Annotated in this window: 13 protein-coding genes; 8 read left to right on the top strand and 5 right to left on the bottom strand. The window is 71.8% G+C overall.

Annotation, left to right across the window (positions count from 1 at the left end):
• Positions 1 to 167: 167 nt before the first annotated feature.
• A complete protein-coding gene (locus IEY93_RS10025) occupies positions 168 to 1,364 on the bottom strand; it encodes a class I SAM-dependent methyltransferase (protein ID WP_189162714.1) in 1,197 nt (398 codons plus the stop codon).
• Positions 1,365 to 1,642: 278 nt separating this feature from the next.
• Here IEY93_RS10025 and groES point away from each other — a divergent pair, with 278 nt between their 5' ends.
• The 4 genes from groES (at position 1,643) to IEY93_RS10005 (ending at position 4,837) form a co-directional block, all read left to right on the top strand.
• A complete protein-coding gene (gene groES / locus IEY93_RS10020; RefSeq protein WP_055482820.1) occupies positions 1,643 to 1,954 on the top strand; it encodes a co-chaperone GroES in 312 nt (103 codons plus the stop codon).
• A gap of 106 nt (positions 1,955 to 2,060) precedes the next feature.
• Entirely contained in the window at positions 2,061 to 3,683 is a 1,623-nt protein-coding gene (gene groL / locus IEY93_RS10015) for a chaperonin GroEL (protein ID WP_189162713.1), read from the top strand.
• A 321-nt stretch (positions 3,684 to 4,004) separates the two neighbouring features.
• The gene (locus IEY93_RS10010; protein WP_189162792.1) at positions 4,005 to 4,631 is read left to right on the top strand and encodes a sigma-70 family RNA polymerase sigma factor; all 627 of its coding nucleotides are present in this window, start codon (positions 4,005 to 4,007) and stop codon (positions 4,629 to 4,631) included.
• A complete protein-coding gene (locus IEY93_RS10005; protein ID WP_189162712.1) occupies positions 4,628 to 4,837 on the top strand; it encodes a hypothetical protein in 210 nt (69 codons plus the stop codon). The genes IEY93_RS10010 and IEY93_RS10005 overlap by 4 nt, the downstream gene beginning before the upstream one ends.
• On the opposite strand, the gene IEY93_RS10000 is transcribed toward IEY93_RS10005, so the two are convergent.
• Positions 4,798 to 5,175 (bottom strand): DUF5319 domain-containing protein, encoded by a 378-nt coding sequence (locus tag IEY93_RS10000; RefSeq protein ID WP_189162711.1) that lies wholly within the window; start codon positions 5,173 to 5,175, stop codon positions 4,798 to 4,800. The genes IEY93_RS10005 and IEY93_RS10000 overlap by 40 nt on opposite strands.
• Before the next feature lie 463 nt (positions 5,176 to 5,638).
• On the opposite strand from IEY93_RS10000, the gene guaB reads away from it, so the two are divergent.
• The gene (guaB, locus tag IEY93_RS09995; protein ID WP_189162710.1) at positions 5,639 to 7,117 is read left to right on the top strand and encodes an IMP dehydrogenase; all 1,479 of its coding nucleotides are present in this window, start codon (positions 5,639 to 5,641) and stop codon (positions 7,115 to 7,117) included.
• A 248-nt stretch (positions 7,118 to 7,365) separates the two neighbouring features.
• A complete protein-coding gene (locus IEY93_RS09990; protein WP_189162709.1) occupies positions 7,366 to 8,484 on the top strand; it encodes a GuaB3 family IMP dehydrogenase-related protein in 1,119 nt (372 codons plus the stop codon).
• 66 nt (positions 8,485 to 8,550) lie between these two features.
• Here IEY93_RS09990 and nagA read toward each other — a convergent pair whose 3' ends face one another.
• Complete coding sequence (nagA, locus tag IEY93_RS09985; RefSeq protein ID WP_189162708.1) at positions 8,551 to 9,687, bottom strand: N-acetylglucosamine-6-phosphate deacetylase; 1,137 nt, start codon at positions 9,685 to 9,687, stop codon at positions 8,551 to 8,553.
• Positions 9,684 to 10,700 (bottom strand): SIS domain-containing protein, encoded by a 1,017-nt coding sequence (locus tag IEY93_RS09980; protein ID WP_229691015.1) that lies wholly within the window; start codon positions 10,698 to 10,700, stop codon positions 9,684 to 9,686. Before IEY93_RS09980 ends, nagA begins: the two co-directional genes overlap by 4 nt.
• Positions 10,701 to 10,819: 119 nt before the next feature.
• Here IEY93_RS09980 and IEY93_RS09975 point away from each other — a divergent pair, with 119 nt between their 5' ends.
• Positions 10,820 to 11,590 carry a DeoR/GlpR family DNA-binding transcription regulator gene (locus tag IEY93_RS09975; RefSeq protein ID WP_189162707.1) on the top strand — a complete coding sequence of 257 codons (771 nt, stop codon included), beginning with the start codon at positions 10,820 to 10,822 and terminating at the stop codon, positions 11,588 to 11,590.
• 409 nt (positions 11,591 to 11,999) lie between these two features.
• Positions 12,000 to 13,736 carry a glycerol-3-phosphate dehydrogenase/oxidase gene (locus IEY93_RS09970; RefSeq protein WP_189162790.1) on the top strand — a complete coding sequence of 579 codons (1,737 nt, stop codon included), beginning with the start codon at positions 12,000 to 12,002 and terminating at the stop codon, positions 13,734 to 13,736.
• Positions 13,737 to 13,931: 195 nt separating this feature from the next.
• Here IEY93_RS09970 and IEY93_RS09965 read toward each other — a convergent pair whose 3' ends face one another.
• Positions 13,932 to 16,082 carry a beta-propeller domain-containing protein gene (locus IEY93_RS09965; protein WP_189162706.1) on the bottom strand — a complete coding sequence of 717 codons (2,151 nt, stop codon included), beginning with the start codon at positions 16,080 to 16,082 and terminating at the stop codon, positions 13,932 to 13,934.
• Positions 16,083 to 16,233: the final 151 nt, after the last annotated feature.

Below are 16,233 nucleotides of genomic sequence, written 5' to 3'. Positions count from 1 at the left end.
TCGGTCGTTTCGCGCGGAGATCAGGGCGGGTGACCATCGATCAGGCGGAAATCCCACGCGCTGGCCAACTGTAGTGCTTCGGCGGCAGAATTTCGGGGCCGACTTTAAAAGATCGTGATTGTCGCTGTATTGCCCGGATTTGCTGGTTATTGCGGCATCGGCGCAGGTCAGGATGGGTCGCAGATGAGTGCGAAAGGACGTGCGCCGATCCGGGTAAGTGCCACCACGCACGAATTATCCCCGGAAAGCCGCAAATCGCGGCGCAGCTGCTCCAGATCGAGCGCGGAGCCCCGTTTCTTGAGCGTCACGGTGCCGACCCGGCGCTCTCTCAGCGCCGCTCGCAGGCGTTTCACCGAGAACGGCAGCACTTCCAGGACCTCGTACCTCGACGCCCACGGCGTGGCGGCGGGCGCGTCGGCGGTGATGTAGGCGATGCGCGGGTCGATCAGCCGGCCCGCGACCTGGGCGGCGACCTCGGCGACCAGGTGCGCCCTGATCGCCGCGCCGTCCGGTTCGTACAGATAGCGCCCCACCGGCCCGTGCTCGGGGTCGCCGAGGGCCGGATCGGCGGTCAGGGTGTCCCCGGACGGCAGCAGCGTGGCCCTGCGCGGCGCCGCCCCCTCGCCGGCGGGGTGCACGCCGCGGGCCAGGGCGCCGGTCCACAGGACGGCCTCCTTGACCTCGCCCTTGTAGGAGACCCACTCGGTCTCGGCGCCCGGCGGGATGAACTCGTACGGGATGCCCGGCGCGACCTTCAGGCAGGTGGCGCGTGCCCGGTCCACCATGCCGAGGACGGCCGGCCACGGCGGTGAGTAGGCCATCGGGTCGAAGACCCGCCTGCCGGTGGAGCGCCTGGCGGGGTCGGCGAACAGCGCGTCGTAGGCTCCCGGATCCAGGTCGGCGGCGTCGGCGGCGCGTACGGTGACGCGGCCGGTCAGGCCGAGCGCCTCGGCGTTCGCCCGCGCGACCTCGGCGGTGAGCGGGTCGAGGTCCACCGCGTCGACCTCGCAACCGGCCCGGGCCAGGGCGACCAGGTCGCCGCCGATGCCGCAGCACGCGTCGGCGACCCGTGTGCCGTCGGCGAACCTGCGGGCGCGGTGCGCGGCCACCTCGGTGCGGGTCGCCTGCTCCAGCCCGTCCGGGGTGAAGTACATGCGCGCGGCGTCCTCGCCGAACTTCGCGACGGCCCGCGCCCGCAGTCGCGCCTGGGTGAGCGCGGCGGCGGTGAGCGAGGCGTCGTAGGTCTTGCGCAGCCGTCCGGCGGCCGCGAGCGGGTCGGCGCCGCCGGCCACGACGTCCACGGCCTCGGCGAGGGCCTTTCGCCCGTGCGGGGTCAGCAGCGCGCGGAAGGCGTCGAGGTCCACGTCTCCCGACGCTATCGCGCGGCGCCGGGTACCCGGGCCGATCCGACCCGCATAGGCGGACAAATCAGGGCGAGTCGCGCGACGCGCGATGGGTGCACTGACCTGGGGCGGCCTGTCCGTGTTGACTGTGTCGGCGGCCTTGCATACTGTTCAGTGTTGGCACTCGGCTAGTGAGAGTGCCAGCCATTAAATGCGACGAGGCAGGTCTGACACCCGCGACGGCAGGCCGCTGGTCGCCTCTTCAGCTCATCACCACAATCTGAAGGGGAGGTCCGATCGTGACGACCGCCACCAAGGTTCCCGTTAAGCCGCTCGGCGACCGCATCGTGGTCCAGCCGCTTGAGGCCGAGCAGACGACCGCTTCCGGTCTGGTCATCCCGGACACCGCCAAGGAGAAGCCGCAAGAGGGCAAGGTCCTCGCGGTGGGCCCCGGCAACTGGGACGAGGACGGCGAGAAGCGCATCCCGCTCGACGTCAAGGAAGGGGACGTCGTCCTCTACAGCAAGTACGGCGGTACCGAGGTCAAGTACGGCGGCGAGGAGTACCTCGTGCTCTCCGCCCGCGACGTTCTCGCGATCATCGAGAAGTAAAGCCCCGGACGCGCAAGCGACATCCTGTACGGAGCCTTACGAAAAGTGTGTCAAGCCCCGGGCGCTTCACGGCGGCCCGGGGCCTTGATGCTGGGAGGACCTTTAAATGCCCAAGATCTTGGAGTTCGAGGAGGACGCGCGGCGCGCTCTTGAGCGTGGCGTGAACGCCCTCGCGGACGCCGTCAAGGTGACCCTCGGGCCGCGCGGCCGCAACGTCGTCATCGACAAGAAGTTCGGTGCGCCGACCATCACCAACGACGGCGTCACCATCGCCCGTGAGGTCGAGCTCGAGAAGCCGTACGAGAACCTCGGCGCTCAGCTCGCCAAGGAAGTGGCGACCAAGACCAACGACATCGCGGGTGACGGCACCACCACCGCCACCGTGCTCGCCCAGGCGATGGTCCGCGAGGGCCTGCGCAACGTCGCCGCCGGCGCCTCGCCGCTGTCGCTCAAGCGCGGCATCGACCTGGCCGCGCGCGCGGTCAGCGACCGCCTGCTCGAGAGCGCCCGTCACGTCGAGGACAAGAAGGAGATCGCGAACGTCGCGACGATCTCCGCGCAGGACGCCAAGATCGGCGAGCTGATCGCCGAGGCGTTCGACAAGGTCGGCAAGGACGGTGTCATCACCGTCGAAGAGTCCAACACCATGGGCCTGGAGCTCGAGTTCACCGAGGGTCTCCAGTTCGACAAGGGTTACCTTTCGCCCTACATGGTGACCGACCCCGAGCGCATGGAGGCGGTCCTCGAGGACGCCTACGTTCTGCTCACCCAGGGCAAGGTCTCCTCGATCGCGGAGTTCCTGCCGCTGCTCGAGAAGGTCGCCCAGACCAAGAAGCCGCTGTTCGTGGTCGCCGAGGACGTCGAGGGCGAGGCCCTGGCCGTCCTGGTCACCAACAAGATCCGCGGCACCTTCACCTCGGTCGCGGTCAAGGCGCCCGGCTTCGGTGACCGCCGCAAGGCGATGCTGCAGGACATGGCGATCCTCACCGGGGGCCAGCTGGTCTCCGAGGAGATCGGTCTCAAGCTCGACAACGCCGGCGTCGAGGTGCTCGGCACCGCCCGCCGCATCGTCGTCACCAAGGACACCGCGACCATCGTCGACGGTGCCGGCGACCCGCAGGCCATCCAGGACCGCGTCCGCGAGATCCAGCACGCGATCGAGCAGACCGACTCCGACTGGGACCGCGAGAAGCTCCAGGAGCGTCTGGCCAAGCTGTCGGGCGGCATCTGCATCCTGCGCGTCGGCGCGGCCACCGAGGTGGAGCTCAAGGAGAAGAAGCACCGCCTTGAGGACGCCATCTCCGCGACCCGCGCCGCGATCGAGGAGGGCATCGTCTCCGGCGGTGGCTCCGCGCTCGTGCACATCGCCAAGGAGCTCGACGACCTCGGTCTGCCCGGCGACGAGGCGACCGGTGTCTCCATCGTCCGCCGCGCGCTCGTCGAGCCGGCCCGCTGGATCGCCGAGAACGCCGGCCTTGAGGGCTACGTCGTCACGGCCAAGGTGGGCGAGCTGCCGGTCGGCCACGGCCTCAACGCCGCGACCGGCGAGTACGGCGACCTGATCGCCCAGGGCGTCATCGACCCGGTCAAGGTCACCCGCTCGGCCGTGCAGAACGCCGCGTCCATCGCCGGCATGCTGCTCACGACCGAGGCCCTCGTGGTCGACAAGCCCGAGGAGGAGGCTCCGGCCGCCGCGGGCCAGGGTCACGGCCACGGTCACGGCCACTGACCGAGCACCCGCCGGGCATTCGGCGACGGCACGGCTCCCGCCAGGCGGCGGGGGCCGTGCTTTTTTTCGCATCGAATCGTTTCAAAGGGTCCCGGATTTGACCGCCACGGTAAACCAACCGGTGCCGCGACGCGTCGGACACCCCGCTGCGCGCGCCCTGCGAACTGGTGTGACATCTTGCTGAAAATCCCGCGAATTCGGTTCGGGAGTGAAATAAGCAAACACTACTGTGTTCGCTTGATTACTCTCGGTTATCGTCGCGTCAATGTGACCAATCCGTATCCGTTCACCATGACGACATGCGGGATCGTGGCGGGCATCATGCGTAACGTGACCGAGGGATGCGTCGCCGACGCCAAGACTGGGGTACGGCTTGCGACGAGATCGGACGAGTCCGACCTCAGGGATCTGACGAGCCTTGCCGTACAGGGGGATCGCACCGCGATCGAATCACTGCTCGGGCAACTGCGCCCGATGGTGGTCCGTTATTGCCGTGCTCGTCTGGGCCGGGTGTCCGGCCACTACCACATAGCCGACGACGTGGCCCAGGAAGTGTGCATCGCGGTGCTGGCCGCGCTGCCGCGCTATCGCGACATGGGGCGGCCGTTCGCCTCATTTGTGTTCGGCATCGCCTCGCACAAGGTCGCGGACGCGCTGCGCAGTTCGGTGCGCTCCGCCGTGCCGACGCAGGACCTGCCGGACGGCCCTGACCAGGGGCCGGGCCCGGAGGAGACCGTGGTGCGCTACATCGAGGCCGAGCACGCCCGCGCGCTGCTGTCGCGCCTGCCGGACAACCAGCGAGAGCTGATCATCCTGCGGGTGGTGTCGGGACTGTCGGCGGAGGAGACCGGTAACGTACTGGGTATGTCACCAGGTGCGGTTCGTGTCGCCCAGCATCGGGCGCTGGCCAGGCTCCGGCAGATGGCCGACATGGAGTCGATCGCTTGACCGCGGTCCACCCCGCGCGTTCGATCCGAAAACGGGGGCCGGACGCCGACCCGGACGTGCTCAGGACGGATGCGCTCATCGACGCGCTCGCGGCCCGGCGGCCGGTGGGCGATGAGCACGACGACCCGGCGGTGCGCCTGCTGCAGGCGCTCACGGCCGACGTCGATCAGCGGCTCTCCTCGGTGTCGATCACACCGTCCACGTAGCCCCGGGCGTACTCCCACGTCACGTAGTCGGACGGGTCGGGGGCGAAGGCCGGCTCATGGATCTGCGGGCGGCCGTGGTCGATCATCTGCCGCAGGTTGCCGCGCAGCAGATCCCAGTCGAAGTAGTGGCGTTCGCTGCACTCGGGACAGTCGAGGACGAGCCCGAGGACTCCCTGGGGCTCCAGGAGCGAGCGGAACACCTCCACATCGGCGAGGTCGGTGAGCGCTTCATCGCGTTCGGCCATGGTCAGCGGCTCGGAGTCGTCGAGGTGGCCGAGCACCGCGGCAGGGTCGTCGGGGTCTTCCGCGAAGGGGTCGCGGGGGACTTCTTCCAGCACGCATTCCACCTTATGACCCTCACCTACCCTGATGAGGGCAAGTGGCGGGGATGCACCCGCGTCCCATCTGTCACTGATATGCAGTTGAGTCCCATGAGCCACGTGAAGCGGGACCGGTCCACGATCGTCCCCGGTCGCGGCGCGTCGAGTGCTTTCCCGCCGCAGGGAAGCCCGGCGGCGGGTGCCGCGTTGTGCACATCACCGCACAGGTACGCCTGTCACCGGCCACCAGGGCCCGGTCCGGATGATCCGCTCGGGCGGCCGTCGTTTCGCGCCGGTGTCCGCGGGGGGCCGAAGGGCTCGGGGTTCTGGCGGAGTCCACAGCACGTCGTCCACAGGGCGGCGGGCCGTGGGCCCGGTTGTCCACAGGAGCGCGGAACCGGTGATGACCGGACCACTAAACTGACCGCAGGGGGCCGGCGCCTTTCCCCATCTTGAGAGCGCCATGGCAGGAGGATTGCAGATGGCCAAGTTCACCGAGACCGGGCTCACGTTCGACGACGTGCTGCTGGTCCCCGCGTATTCCGATCTGCAGCCGGGCGAGGCCGATACCACCACGCTCCTGTCGCGCTCGATCACCTTGCGCATCCCCCTGGTCTCCGCCGCCATGGACACCGTCACCGAGGCGCGCATGGCCGTGGCGATGGCCCGTCAGGGCGGCATCGGCATCCTGCACCGCAACCTGTCGATCGAGGAGCAGGCCCAGCAGGCCGACCTGGTCAAGCGCTCCGAGGCCGGCATGGTCACCAACCCCGTGACCTGTTCGCCCGAGGACACCCTGGCCGACGTCGAGCGGCTGTGCGCCACCTACCGCATCTCCGGCCTGCCGGTCACCGACGAGCACGGCGTCCTGGTCGGCATCGTCACCAACCGCGACATGCGGTTCGAGACCGACCACAGCCGCCCGGTGCGCCAGGTCATGACCCCCATGCCGCTGGTCACCGCGCCGGTCGGCGTGTCCCGCGACGAGGCGTTCCGCCTCCTGCGGCAGAACAAGGTGGAGAAGCTCCCCCTCGTCGACCCCGACGGCCGGCTGCGCGGCCTCATCACGGTCAAAGACTTCACCAAGAGCGAGCAATATCCTCTCGCGACCAAGGACGCCGACGGCCGGCTGGTCGTGGGCGCGGCCGTGGGCGTCGCCGGTGACGCCGAGCAGCGCGCGATGGCGCTCATCGACGCCGGGGTGGACGTGATCATCGTGGACACCGCCCACGGTCACTCCCGAGGCGTGTGCGACATGGTCGCCAAGATCAAGGCGAACGGCCGGGTGGACGTCGTCGGCGGCAACGTCGCGACCCGGGCCGGCGCCCAGGCGCTCATCGACGCCGGCGCCGACGCGGTCAAGGTCGGGGTCGGCCCCGGCTCCATCTGCACCACCCGCGTCGTGGCCGGCGTGGGCGCGCCGCAGGTGACCGCCATCCACGAGGCGTCGCTCGCCTGCGGGCCCGCCGGGGTGCCGGTGATCGGCGACGGCGGCCTGCAGTACTCCGGCGACATCGCCAAGGCCCTCGCCGCCGGCGCCAACACCGTCATGCTGGGCTCCCTGCTCGCCGGCTGCGAAGAGTCGCCGGGCGAGCTGATCTTCATCAACGGCAAGCAGTTCAAGTCCTACCGCGGCATGGGGTCGCTGGGCGCCGTCCGCAACCGCGAGCGCGGCGGCTCCTACAGCAAGGACCGCTACTCCCAGGAGAGCGTCGCCAGCGAGGACAAGTTCATCCCCGAGGGCATCGAGGGCCAGGTGCCCTACCGTGGCCCCGTGGCGGCGGTGGCCCACCAGCTGGTCGGCGGCCTGCGCCAGGGCATGTGGTACACCGGGGCGCGCACCATCGCCGACCTGCACGAGAAGGCCATGCTGATGCCGATCACCGCGGCCGGCCTCACCGAGAGCCACCCGCACGACATCCAGATGACCGTCGAGGCCCCCAACTACCACGGCCGCTGAGCCGGCCCTGTGGCTCCGCACGGCGCCCCATCAGAGGCGTGCGGCGTCGTGCCACCGCACCGCCGGGAGGCGCGTCCGGGGCGGCGCCCCCCGATCGGTCCGGCGGCCGAGGGCGTCGTCCGGCCGGGCGGAGGCTCCGGGCGTGGGGTGGGGGGCCGGCCGCGCCCGGTGATTGCGGATAATGCGGTGGGCCAGGGTATTGACCAACGAGCACAGCGGCTTCTTCGAAGGACGGGAACGGCGAGATCATGACTCAGGTAGAGATCGGGCGTGGCAAGAGCGGGCGCCGCGCGTACGCGCTGGACGAGATCGGCATCGTGCCGTCGCGGCGCACCCGTGACCCCGAAGAGGTTTCCATCGCCTGGCAGATCGACGCCTACCGTTTCGACCTGCCCATCGTGGTCAGCCCGATGGACAGCGTCGTCTCGCCGCAGACCGCCATCCAGATCGGGCACCTCGGCGGGCTCGCCGTCCTCGACCTCGAAGGCCTGTGGACCCGCTACGAGGACCCCGCCCCGCTGCTGTCGGAGGTCGCCGAGCTGCGCGGCGAGGCCGCGACCCGGCGGCTCCAGGAGATCTACTCGGCGCCGATCAGCGACGAGCTCATCGGCCGCCGCATCGAGGAGATCCGGTCCGCGGGCGTGACCACCGCCGCGCGGCTGTCGCCGCAGCGCACCGCCCAGCACTACAAGGCGGTCATCGACGCCGGGGTCGACATCTTCGTCATCCGCGGCACCACCGTCTCGGCCGAGCACGTCTCCGGCCGCGCCGAGCCGCTCAACCTCAAGCAGTTCATCTACGAGCTCGACGTGCCGGTGATCGTCGGCGGCTGTGCCACCTACACCGCTGCCCTCCACCTGATGCGCACCGGCGCGGCCGGGGTGCTCGTCGGGTTCGGCGGCGGCTCCGGGCACACCACCCGCACGGTGCTCGGCGTGGCGGTGCCCATGGCCACCGCGATCGGCGACGTCGCCGCCGCGCGCCGCGACTACCTCGACGAGTCGGGCGGCCGGTACGTCCACGTGATCGCCGACGGTGGCATGACCAGCTCCGGTGACATCGCCAAGGCCATCGCCTGCGGCTCCGACGCCGTCATGGTCGGCTCGCCCTTGGCCCGCGCCAGCGAGGCTCCCGGCCGGGGCCACCACTGGGGCTCGGAGGCGCACCACGGTGAGCTGCCGCGCGGCGCCCGCGTCGAGGTCGGCACCATCGGCACGCTGGAGCAGATCCTGCACGGGCCGTCCTCCGTCGCCGACGGCTCGATGAACCTCATGGGCGCCCTGCGCCGCACGATGGCCACCGCGGGCTACTCCGACCTGAAGGAGTTCCAGCGCGTCGAGGTCGTCGTCGCCCCGCACAGCCCCTGACCCTGTCGTCCGCCACCCGGTCCCGCGTGGTGTCGCGCGCGGGACCGTGTCGGTCGCGGCGGAACGTCAGGTGGTGCTGAGCCAGGCGCCGTGGCGCATCACGCGGTGCACCGTCAGGTCGTCGTCGAGGACGACGAGGTCGGCGTCCTTGCCGACGGCGATCGACCCGACGCGGTCGTCCACGCCGAGCACGCGGGCCGGGGTGAGCGAGGCCAGCACGGCGGCCTCGGCCACCGTCAGCCCGACCTCCTGGACGGTGCGGCGGAAGGCGAGGTCCATCGTCAGCGTGCTGCCGGCGATGGCGCCGCCCTCGACCAGCCGGGCCGCGCCGCCGGACACCTCGACCTCCATCGAGCCGAGCCGGTAGGCGCCGTCCCCCATGCCGGCGGCCGCCATCGCGTCGGTGATCAGCACCGCGCGTCCGGTGCCGGCCGCGCGCGCCGCCAGCCGGAGCATCGCCGGGTGCACGTGCAGGCCATCGTTGATCAGCTCCACGGTCACCCGCTCGTCCTCCAGCAGCGCGGCCACCGGGCCCGGCTCCCGGTGGTGCAGCGACGGCAGGGCGTTGAACAGGTGGGTGGCCACGGTGCAGCCGGCCTCGATGCCCGCGATGGCCTGCTCATAGCTCGCGTCGCTGTGCCCGAGGGCCGCGATGACGCCCTCGGAGACCGCGGCCCGCACCGTGTCCAGGCCGCCGGGCAGCTCGGGGGCTATGGTGACCATGCGGACGTGCCCGTGCCCGGCCTTGAGCAGCTCGGCCAGCTCTCTGGGGGACGGGTCGCGCAGCAGCGCCGGGTCGTGGGCCCCGCAGCGCGACCGGGCGATGTACGGCCCCTCGAAGTGGATTCCGGCCAGCACCCCGTCGTCGCACAGCTCGGCCAGTGCCGCCGTGGCGCGCGCGAGGTCGGGTGGTGCGGCGGTGACCAGGCTGGCCACGATCGTCGTCGTGCCGTGTGCGGCGTGGAAGCCGGCGACCCGCCGGGCCTCCTCCTGGTCCCCGGACGGGAAGGACCCGCCGGCCCCGCCATGCGTGTGGATGTCGACGAACCCGGGGACGACGTACCGCCCGCCCAGGCCGTGCCCGTCCCCGCGCGGGGCCTGGCCGCGGCCGACATGGGTGATGCGCCCGTCCTCGATGGTGATCCAGCCGTCGTGGACGCCGGCGGGGGTGACGACGCGGGCGTCGGCGAGTGTGATGCTCATGCCGACAGGATCACAGACCGGGTCAGGTGGAGCGGCCGGTCGGGGTCCAGTCCGAGCGCCAGCGCCCGGGCGACCGCGACCCGCTGGACGCGCACCAGCTCGGCCATCGGGTCGTCGTCCCCGCCGACGAAGGCGCCGCCCGTCGCGCGCACCTCCGCGGCCAGCCCTTTCGGGGCGGCGCCCAGCATCCACGTGACCCTCCTCGGACCGGCGATGCTGATCGGGCCGTGGCGGTACTCCATGGCGGGGTAGGCCTCGGTCCAGGCGCGGGACGCCTCGCGCATCTTCAGCGCGGCCTCGTGCGCGAGCCCGCAGGTCCACCCCCGGCCGAGGAAGGTGAACTGCTCGGCGGCCCGCAGGGTCGCCTCGACCGGCTCGCGGATCGCGCGGCCGGCGTCGTCCAGGGCCCGGGAGAGATCTTCGCCGAGGTGGGCGCGGAGCAGGGCGAGCTGCGTGGTGGCGAAGCGCGTCTGGACGACGGACCGCTCGTCGGCGAAGTCCAGCACGACGGCCTCGTCGGCGAGGCCGATGACCGGCGCGTCGGGGTCGGCGGTGATGACGGTGACCGGGGTGCCGTCGAGGTGGCGCAGCAGGGTGAGGACCTCGGTGGTCGTCCCGGACCTGGTCAGCGCGAGCACCCGGTCATAGGCCCGTCCCCGAACTGGGGACGGGCGGTCGGTCGGCGGCGGCCCGGACGAGGCGGCGGGCGCGGCCGGTGACGCGGTACGGGTGCCGGACTCCGTGGGCTCGGCGGGAAGGGGCCCGTGAGCGGGCTCCCGGGTGGTGGAAGAGGCGAAGATCGGGGCCTCGGAGGCGGGGAAGGCGTCGGTCTCGCCGTGCCCGGCCCGCTCACGCAGCACCGCGTACGCCTGGGCGATGTACCAGGAGGTGCCGCAGCCGACCACCGCCACCCGCTCGCCGGGCCGGGGGAGCGGAGCGCCGGCGGCCATCGCGATGCCCCGGCGCCAGCACTCGGGCTGCGAGGCGATCTCGGTCTCGGTGTGCGTTGTCACGGGCCACTCCTCGGTTTTGCTCCCTTCTGCACGTTGTATCGCACGATCATGCAGGATCACGCAGTTAAGACGGGCGAGTGAGATGATTGTGGCCGCCCGGTGTGCCACGCTGTGGGGCCATGAGCCGGTACGAACGCTGGAACGCCCTGCTGGAGCTGCTCGCCCGGCACGGACGCCTGACGGTCGAGGAGGCCGCCGGCACCCTCCAGGTGTCCACCGCGACGATCCGGCGTGACTTCGACGAGCTGTCCCAGCAGCAGATGCTCATGCGCACGCGCGGCGGCGCCGTGGCCCAGAGCGTCAGCTACGACCTGCCGCTGCGGTACAAGACGGCCAGGCGCGCCGGGGAGAAGCAGCGCATCGCCCAGGCGGCGGCCGCCCTGGTCCAGCCCGGTGCCGTGGTCGGCATGAACGGCGGGACGACCACCTCGGAGGTCGCGCGCACCATCGCCGCGCGGACCCCGCAGAGCGCGCGGATCACCGTGGTCACCAACGCGCTCAACATCGCCGCCGAGCTGACCGTCCGCCAGAACATCAAGATCGTCCTCACCGGCGGGGTGGCCCGTCCCCAGTCGTACGAGCTGATCGGCCCGCTCTCCTCCGGGGTGCTGCAGCAGGTCACCCTGGACATCGCCTTCCTCGGCGTCGACGGGATCGACGTCGCGGCGGGCGCCTCCGCGCACCACGAGGGTGAGGCGAGCGTCAACAACCTGCTGATCGGCCGGGCCGCCCGCGTGGTGGCCGTCGCCGACGCCTCGAAGATCGGCCGCCGGGTGTTCGCCAAGATCTGCGACATCGACCGCATCGACACGCTCATCACCGACGCGAGCCTCCCCGACGCCGATGCCGAGGGCTTCATGAACGCCGGTCTGCAGGTGCTGCGCGTCTGACGGCGGTGCGGCACGCCCTGAGTCGGCCGTTCGAAGCGACGGCGCCGGTCTCGGCGAGCCACCGAAACCGAGAACCGGGCGCCCGGACCGTCATCGGGGAGGCAGGCCGATGACGGGTGAGGGACTTGACGAGCGGGCCTGGCGGGCGGGCACCGGCGAAAAAATCTACGTGGTACCGGTTGGGGCGGAAGTGATCCCTGAGCGGCAGGTGGACCGGTGAGCCGGGCCGCCGGGCCGGTTACGCCGACCCCGGTGCGGTCCGGCGATCGCATGCTGGTATCTACTCACGGGTAGATATGGGACACGACGCGACGAGCCGTACCCCAGGGGGTCGCAGATGACAGCGCAGACAGCGGGCCGGGCCGAGGCGGTCAAGGATGCGAGCGCAGGGCCGTTCGGCGTCGGGGGGATGCACTCGGCGCGCATGGGCCCGGCCGAACGCGCGGCGGCGCTGGCCTGGATGTCCGATCCCGGGCACGAGCTGGACGTGTTCGTCGTCGGCGGCGGCGTGGTCGGCGCGGGCGTCGCGCTGGACGCCGCGACCCGCGGGCTCACCGTCGGCCTGGTCGAGGCGCGCGACTTCGCCTCCGGCACCTCCTCCCGCTCCTCCAAGCTGATCCACGGCGGCGTGCGCTACCTGGAGCAGCTGAACTTCGACCTCGTGCGCGAGGCGCTGCAGGAACGAGGGCTGCTCCTGCAGCGCATCGCCCCGCACCTGGTGCGTCCCGTGCCGTTCCTGTTCCCGCTGACCCACCACGTGTGGGAGCGGCCCTACGTCGGCGCCGGCCTGACCCTGTACGACACGCTGGGCTTCTCCAGCGGCCTGAACCGCGGCATCCCCGGCCACCGGCACCTGTCGCGGCGCCGCGCGCTCAGGCTGGCCCCGGCCCTGCGCAAGACCTCGCTCACCGGCGCGGTGCAATATTGGGACGCCCAGGTGGACGACGCGCGGTACGTCACGTCGCTGCTGCGCACCGCCGTCTCCTACGGGGCGCAGGTGGCCTCCCGTACCGCGGTGATCGGTTTCCTGCGCGAGGGGGAGCGGGTCACCGGGGTGCGGGTGCGCGACCTGGAGGGCGGCGCCGAGCTGAACATCCGGGCGCGGCAGGTGGTCAACGCGACCGGCGTGTGGACCGACGAGATCCAGGAGATGGTGGGCGGGCGCGGCCAGATCCACGTGCGGGCGTCCAAGGGCATCCACCTGGTCGTTCCGCGCGACCGCATCCACTCGCTGACCGGCATCATCCTGCGCACCGAGAAGTCGGTGCTGTTCGTGATCCCCTGGGGACGGCACTGGATCGTCGGCACGACCGACACCCACTGGTCGCTGGACAAGGCCCACCCGGCGGCCTCGCGCCAGGACATCGACTACGTGCTCGACCACGTCAACGAGGTGCTGTCGGTGCCGCTGACCCGCGACGACGTCGAAGGGGTGTACGCGGGCCTGCGCCCGCTGCTCGCCGGGGAGTCGGAGGAGACCTCCAAGCTGTCGCGCGAGCACGTCGTGACCCACCCGGTCCCCGGCCTGCTGATGATCGCGGGCGGGAAGTACACCACGTACCGCGTGATGGCCAAGGACGCGGTGGACGCGGTCGCGCACGCCCTCGACCACCGGGTGCCGCCGTCCTGCACCGACCGGGTCCCGCTGGTGGGGGCCGTCGGCTACCAGGCGCTGTGGAACCAGCGCCACCGGCTCGCGCGGTCCTCGGGGCTGCACGTCGCGCGCATCGAGCACCTGCTGCAGCGGCACGGGTCCATGATCGACGAGCTGCTCGCGCTGATCGAGGCCGACCCGTCGCTGGGGCGCCCGCTGGCCGGCGCCGACGACTACCTGCGGGCCGAGGTGGTGTACGCGGCCACCCACGAGGGTGCGCGCCACCTGAACGACGTGCTCGCCCGCCGCACGCGCATCTCGATCGAGACCTTCCACCGGGGCACCGCCGTCGCCCAGGAGGCCGCCGAACTGCTGGCCGGGCCGCTGGGCTGGGACACCGAGCAGGTCAAGCGCGAGGTCGAGTACTACGCCAAGCGCGTTGAGGCCGAGCGTGCCTCGCAGGAACAGGACACCGACCAGGAGGCCGACGCGATCCGCCTGGGCGCCCCCGACATCGTCCCCGTAGCCGAGCCCGACACCAAACCCGTCTGACCCCTCGTCTCGGCCGTCATTCGCCCGCCCTGGTGTGATGGGGCCGGGTTCGTGGGGGCCGCGCGGCCCGGCTCCCGCCTGCCGTGGCCGCGCGGCCCGTCTTCCGGGCCGCACTGCGCGGTGCGGCCCGGAAGCCTGTTCCCCCGGTGGCCGGAACCCGGGTGATCGCTGCCCAGGGCCTCCGGCTCGGGTTGGTCACTTCTCGAACGGGATCCAGCCCTGGTCGGTCAAGGTCGTGGCGTCGCTGGCCTTGAGTCCCGCGTCGGACAGCGTCCACAGGGTGTCCCCGATGACCAGGCACCGCTGGATCGTCGGGGTGTCCGGCGCGAAGCCCTCCCGGCCCTTCGCCTTCGGATGGGTGATCGTCCCGCGGGTTCCGATCGAGTCGGTGCCCACCCGCAGCACCAGGGCGGAGGTCTGGAAGTCGTCGGTCCTGCCGCCCCAGCTGCTCAGCGGCACCACGGCGAGCCCGGTCGCGGGCCAGTACAGGAACGCGTGCGGGTCCCACTCGGCCGCGGAGCCGGAGTTCTTCTGGTGGTACCGCGCCAGCCGCGCGGGCTTACCCGGGTCGCTCACGTCGAACAGGGAGATCTGGGTGCCCTGCGTCCTGCCCTCCTCGCTCGCCTCCTGCCCGATGCCGAGCAGCCGCCCGTCGCCGGCCGGATGCAGGTAGGCCGAGAACCCGGTGATCTTCAGCTCGCCGGTGACCTTCGGGGCGGCCGGGTCGCGCAGGTCCAGGGTGTACAGCGGGTCCACCTGGCGGAAGGTCACCACGTAGCCGACCGGGCCGATGAAGCGCACCGAGTAGATCCGCTCGCCACGGCCCAGGCCGGTGACCTCGCCCTTCTTGACCAGCGTGCCCGCGTCCAGGACGTAGACGCCGCTCGAACCGCCGGCGGAGTCCGAGCCGCCCGTTCCGGACGAGGTCGTGGCGACCCGCAGGTTCCCCTCGTACTCCGACAGCGAGTACTGGTTCAGCAGCCGTCCGGGCACCGCGCCGGAGGCGGTGTAGCCGGGGGCGCCCGGCCCGCTGATGTCGAACCGGTGGATCTCGGTCTGCTCGGGCGGCTCCTGGGACGTGGTCGGGTCAGGAGAGGGGGACGTGCTCGCCTCCGGGCCGTCACTCGGCGTCGCGACGGGGGAGGACGCGGGCGGCGTCACCGTCCCGGTCGGCTTGGGCAGTAGCGAGGGCATGGATGGGTCGCCCGTCGGCTCGACCTTCTCGGCGGGCGGCGTGCTCGCCGGGTCCCTGGGCGCGACGGTCGCCTCGGCCGCGCCGGGCGCCGGGTCCGTCCTGGGCCGGACCGTGTCGTCGATCATGCCGCGCCGGAACCACCAGCGCGGGTTGCTGGTGACGTACAGGCTGGTGGGGGTGGCGTACACGGTGTCGCCGTCGGCGGCGACGCTGATCGTCTCGTCCCCGTCCAGCCCGGCCGCGAGGTCGACGGTGTGCACGGTGAGCATCGAGGTCCCGGTGTAGTCGCGGGGATGGCTGACCCGCTCGCAGGCCACCTTGCGCTGTCGGCCCTCGCCGTCCGGCCCGGCGATCTCGTACGCGGGCAGCCAGGCGTCGGCCGGGGCGGCCCGCACGATCTCCCGGTTGCGCCGCAGCAGTTCGTCCTCCTTCTGCTCCGGGCCCTGCACCGGGAAGGTGATCCGCGGCTGCGACCGGACCACGATGCGGACGGTGGAGCCCACCATGCGGGCGTCCACGTGCGACCCGTCGACGGTCAGCGAGCCGAGGAGCTTCATCTCCTTCAGGTCGACGAGCTTGTACTGCGGCCCGGTGATGGCCGAGGCCCGTACGGCCCGGCCGCCGAACGGCACCATCCCGCCCTGGGCGGCCAGCACGAGCGCGCGGTCGCCGTGGATCAGCAGGTCCGCGCCCGCCCAGCCCTGTCCGGCCGGGACGAGTCGCAGGCTGCCGGTCTCCTTCTTGGTCTCCGCGTCCACCACGCGCAGCACGCCACGGGCGTAGGTGACGATGCGCCTGCCATCGGTCTTGATCAGGTCCGGCTCGTCGACGCCCGCCTCGTGGACGTTGGTCGTGGAGTGGCTCGGTGCGGCGGTGCTCGCGTCGGCGGCGGCCCGGCCGCTCGCGTCGGCCCGGTCGACCGCGGTGAACAGCATCGTGCCGTCCAGTCCCCAGGGGGTGACGTTCCTGGCCGTCGCATCGCGCAGACCGCTCAGCAGGTCGTCACATCCGCTGTAGGCGACCAGCTTGATCTCGCCCAGCGGCACCGGCGCCGCCGCCGGGAGAGCCGCTCGGCCGCCTCCCGTGCACGCCGCCGCCAGGAGCCCGGTGGCGAGCGCGACGGCCGCGGCCGTGCCGATCGAAGTCTTCATGCCCGTACGACGCATCGCGGCGAGGCGCGGTTCAGGAACGGGCCAAGGCGACCGGTCCGGGGTCCGTGGAGCGGTTGTCCACAGGCCGGCCGGTGGCCGGGCGTGTCGTCCACAGGCCGGGGCGGCTGGGGCGTACCTGCGGAGGACGGCA

Source organism: Sphaerisporangium melleum, assembly GCF_014646695.1.
Lineage (GTDB): Bacteria > Actinomycetota > Actinomycetes > Streptosporangiales > Streptosporangiaceae > Sphaerisporangium > Sphaerisporangium melleum.
The sequence above is the reverse complement of the archived record's forward strand: the minus strand, read 5'-3'. Positions and strand labels throughout refer to the sequence as shown.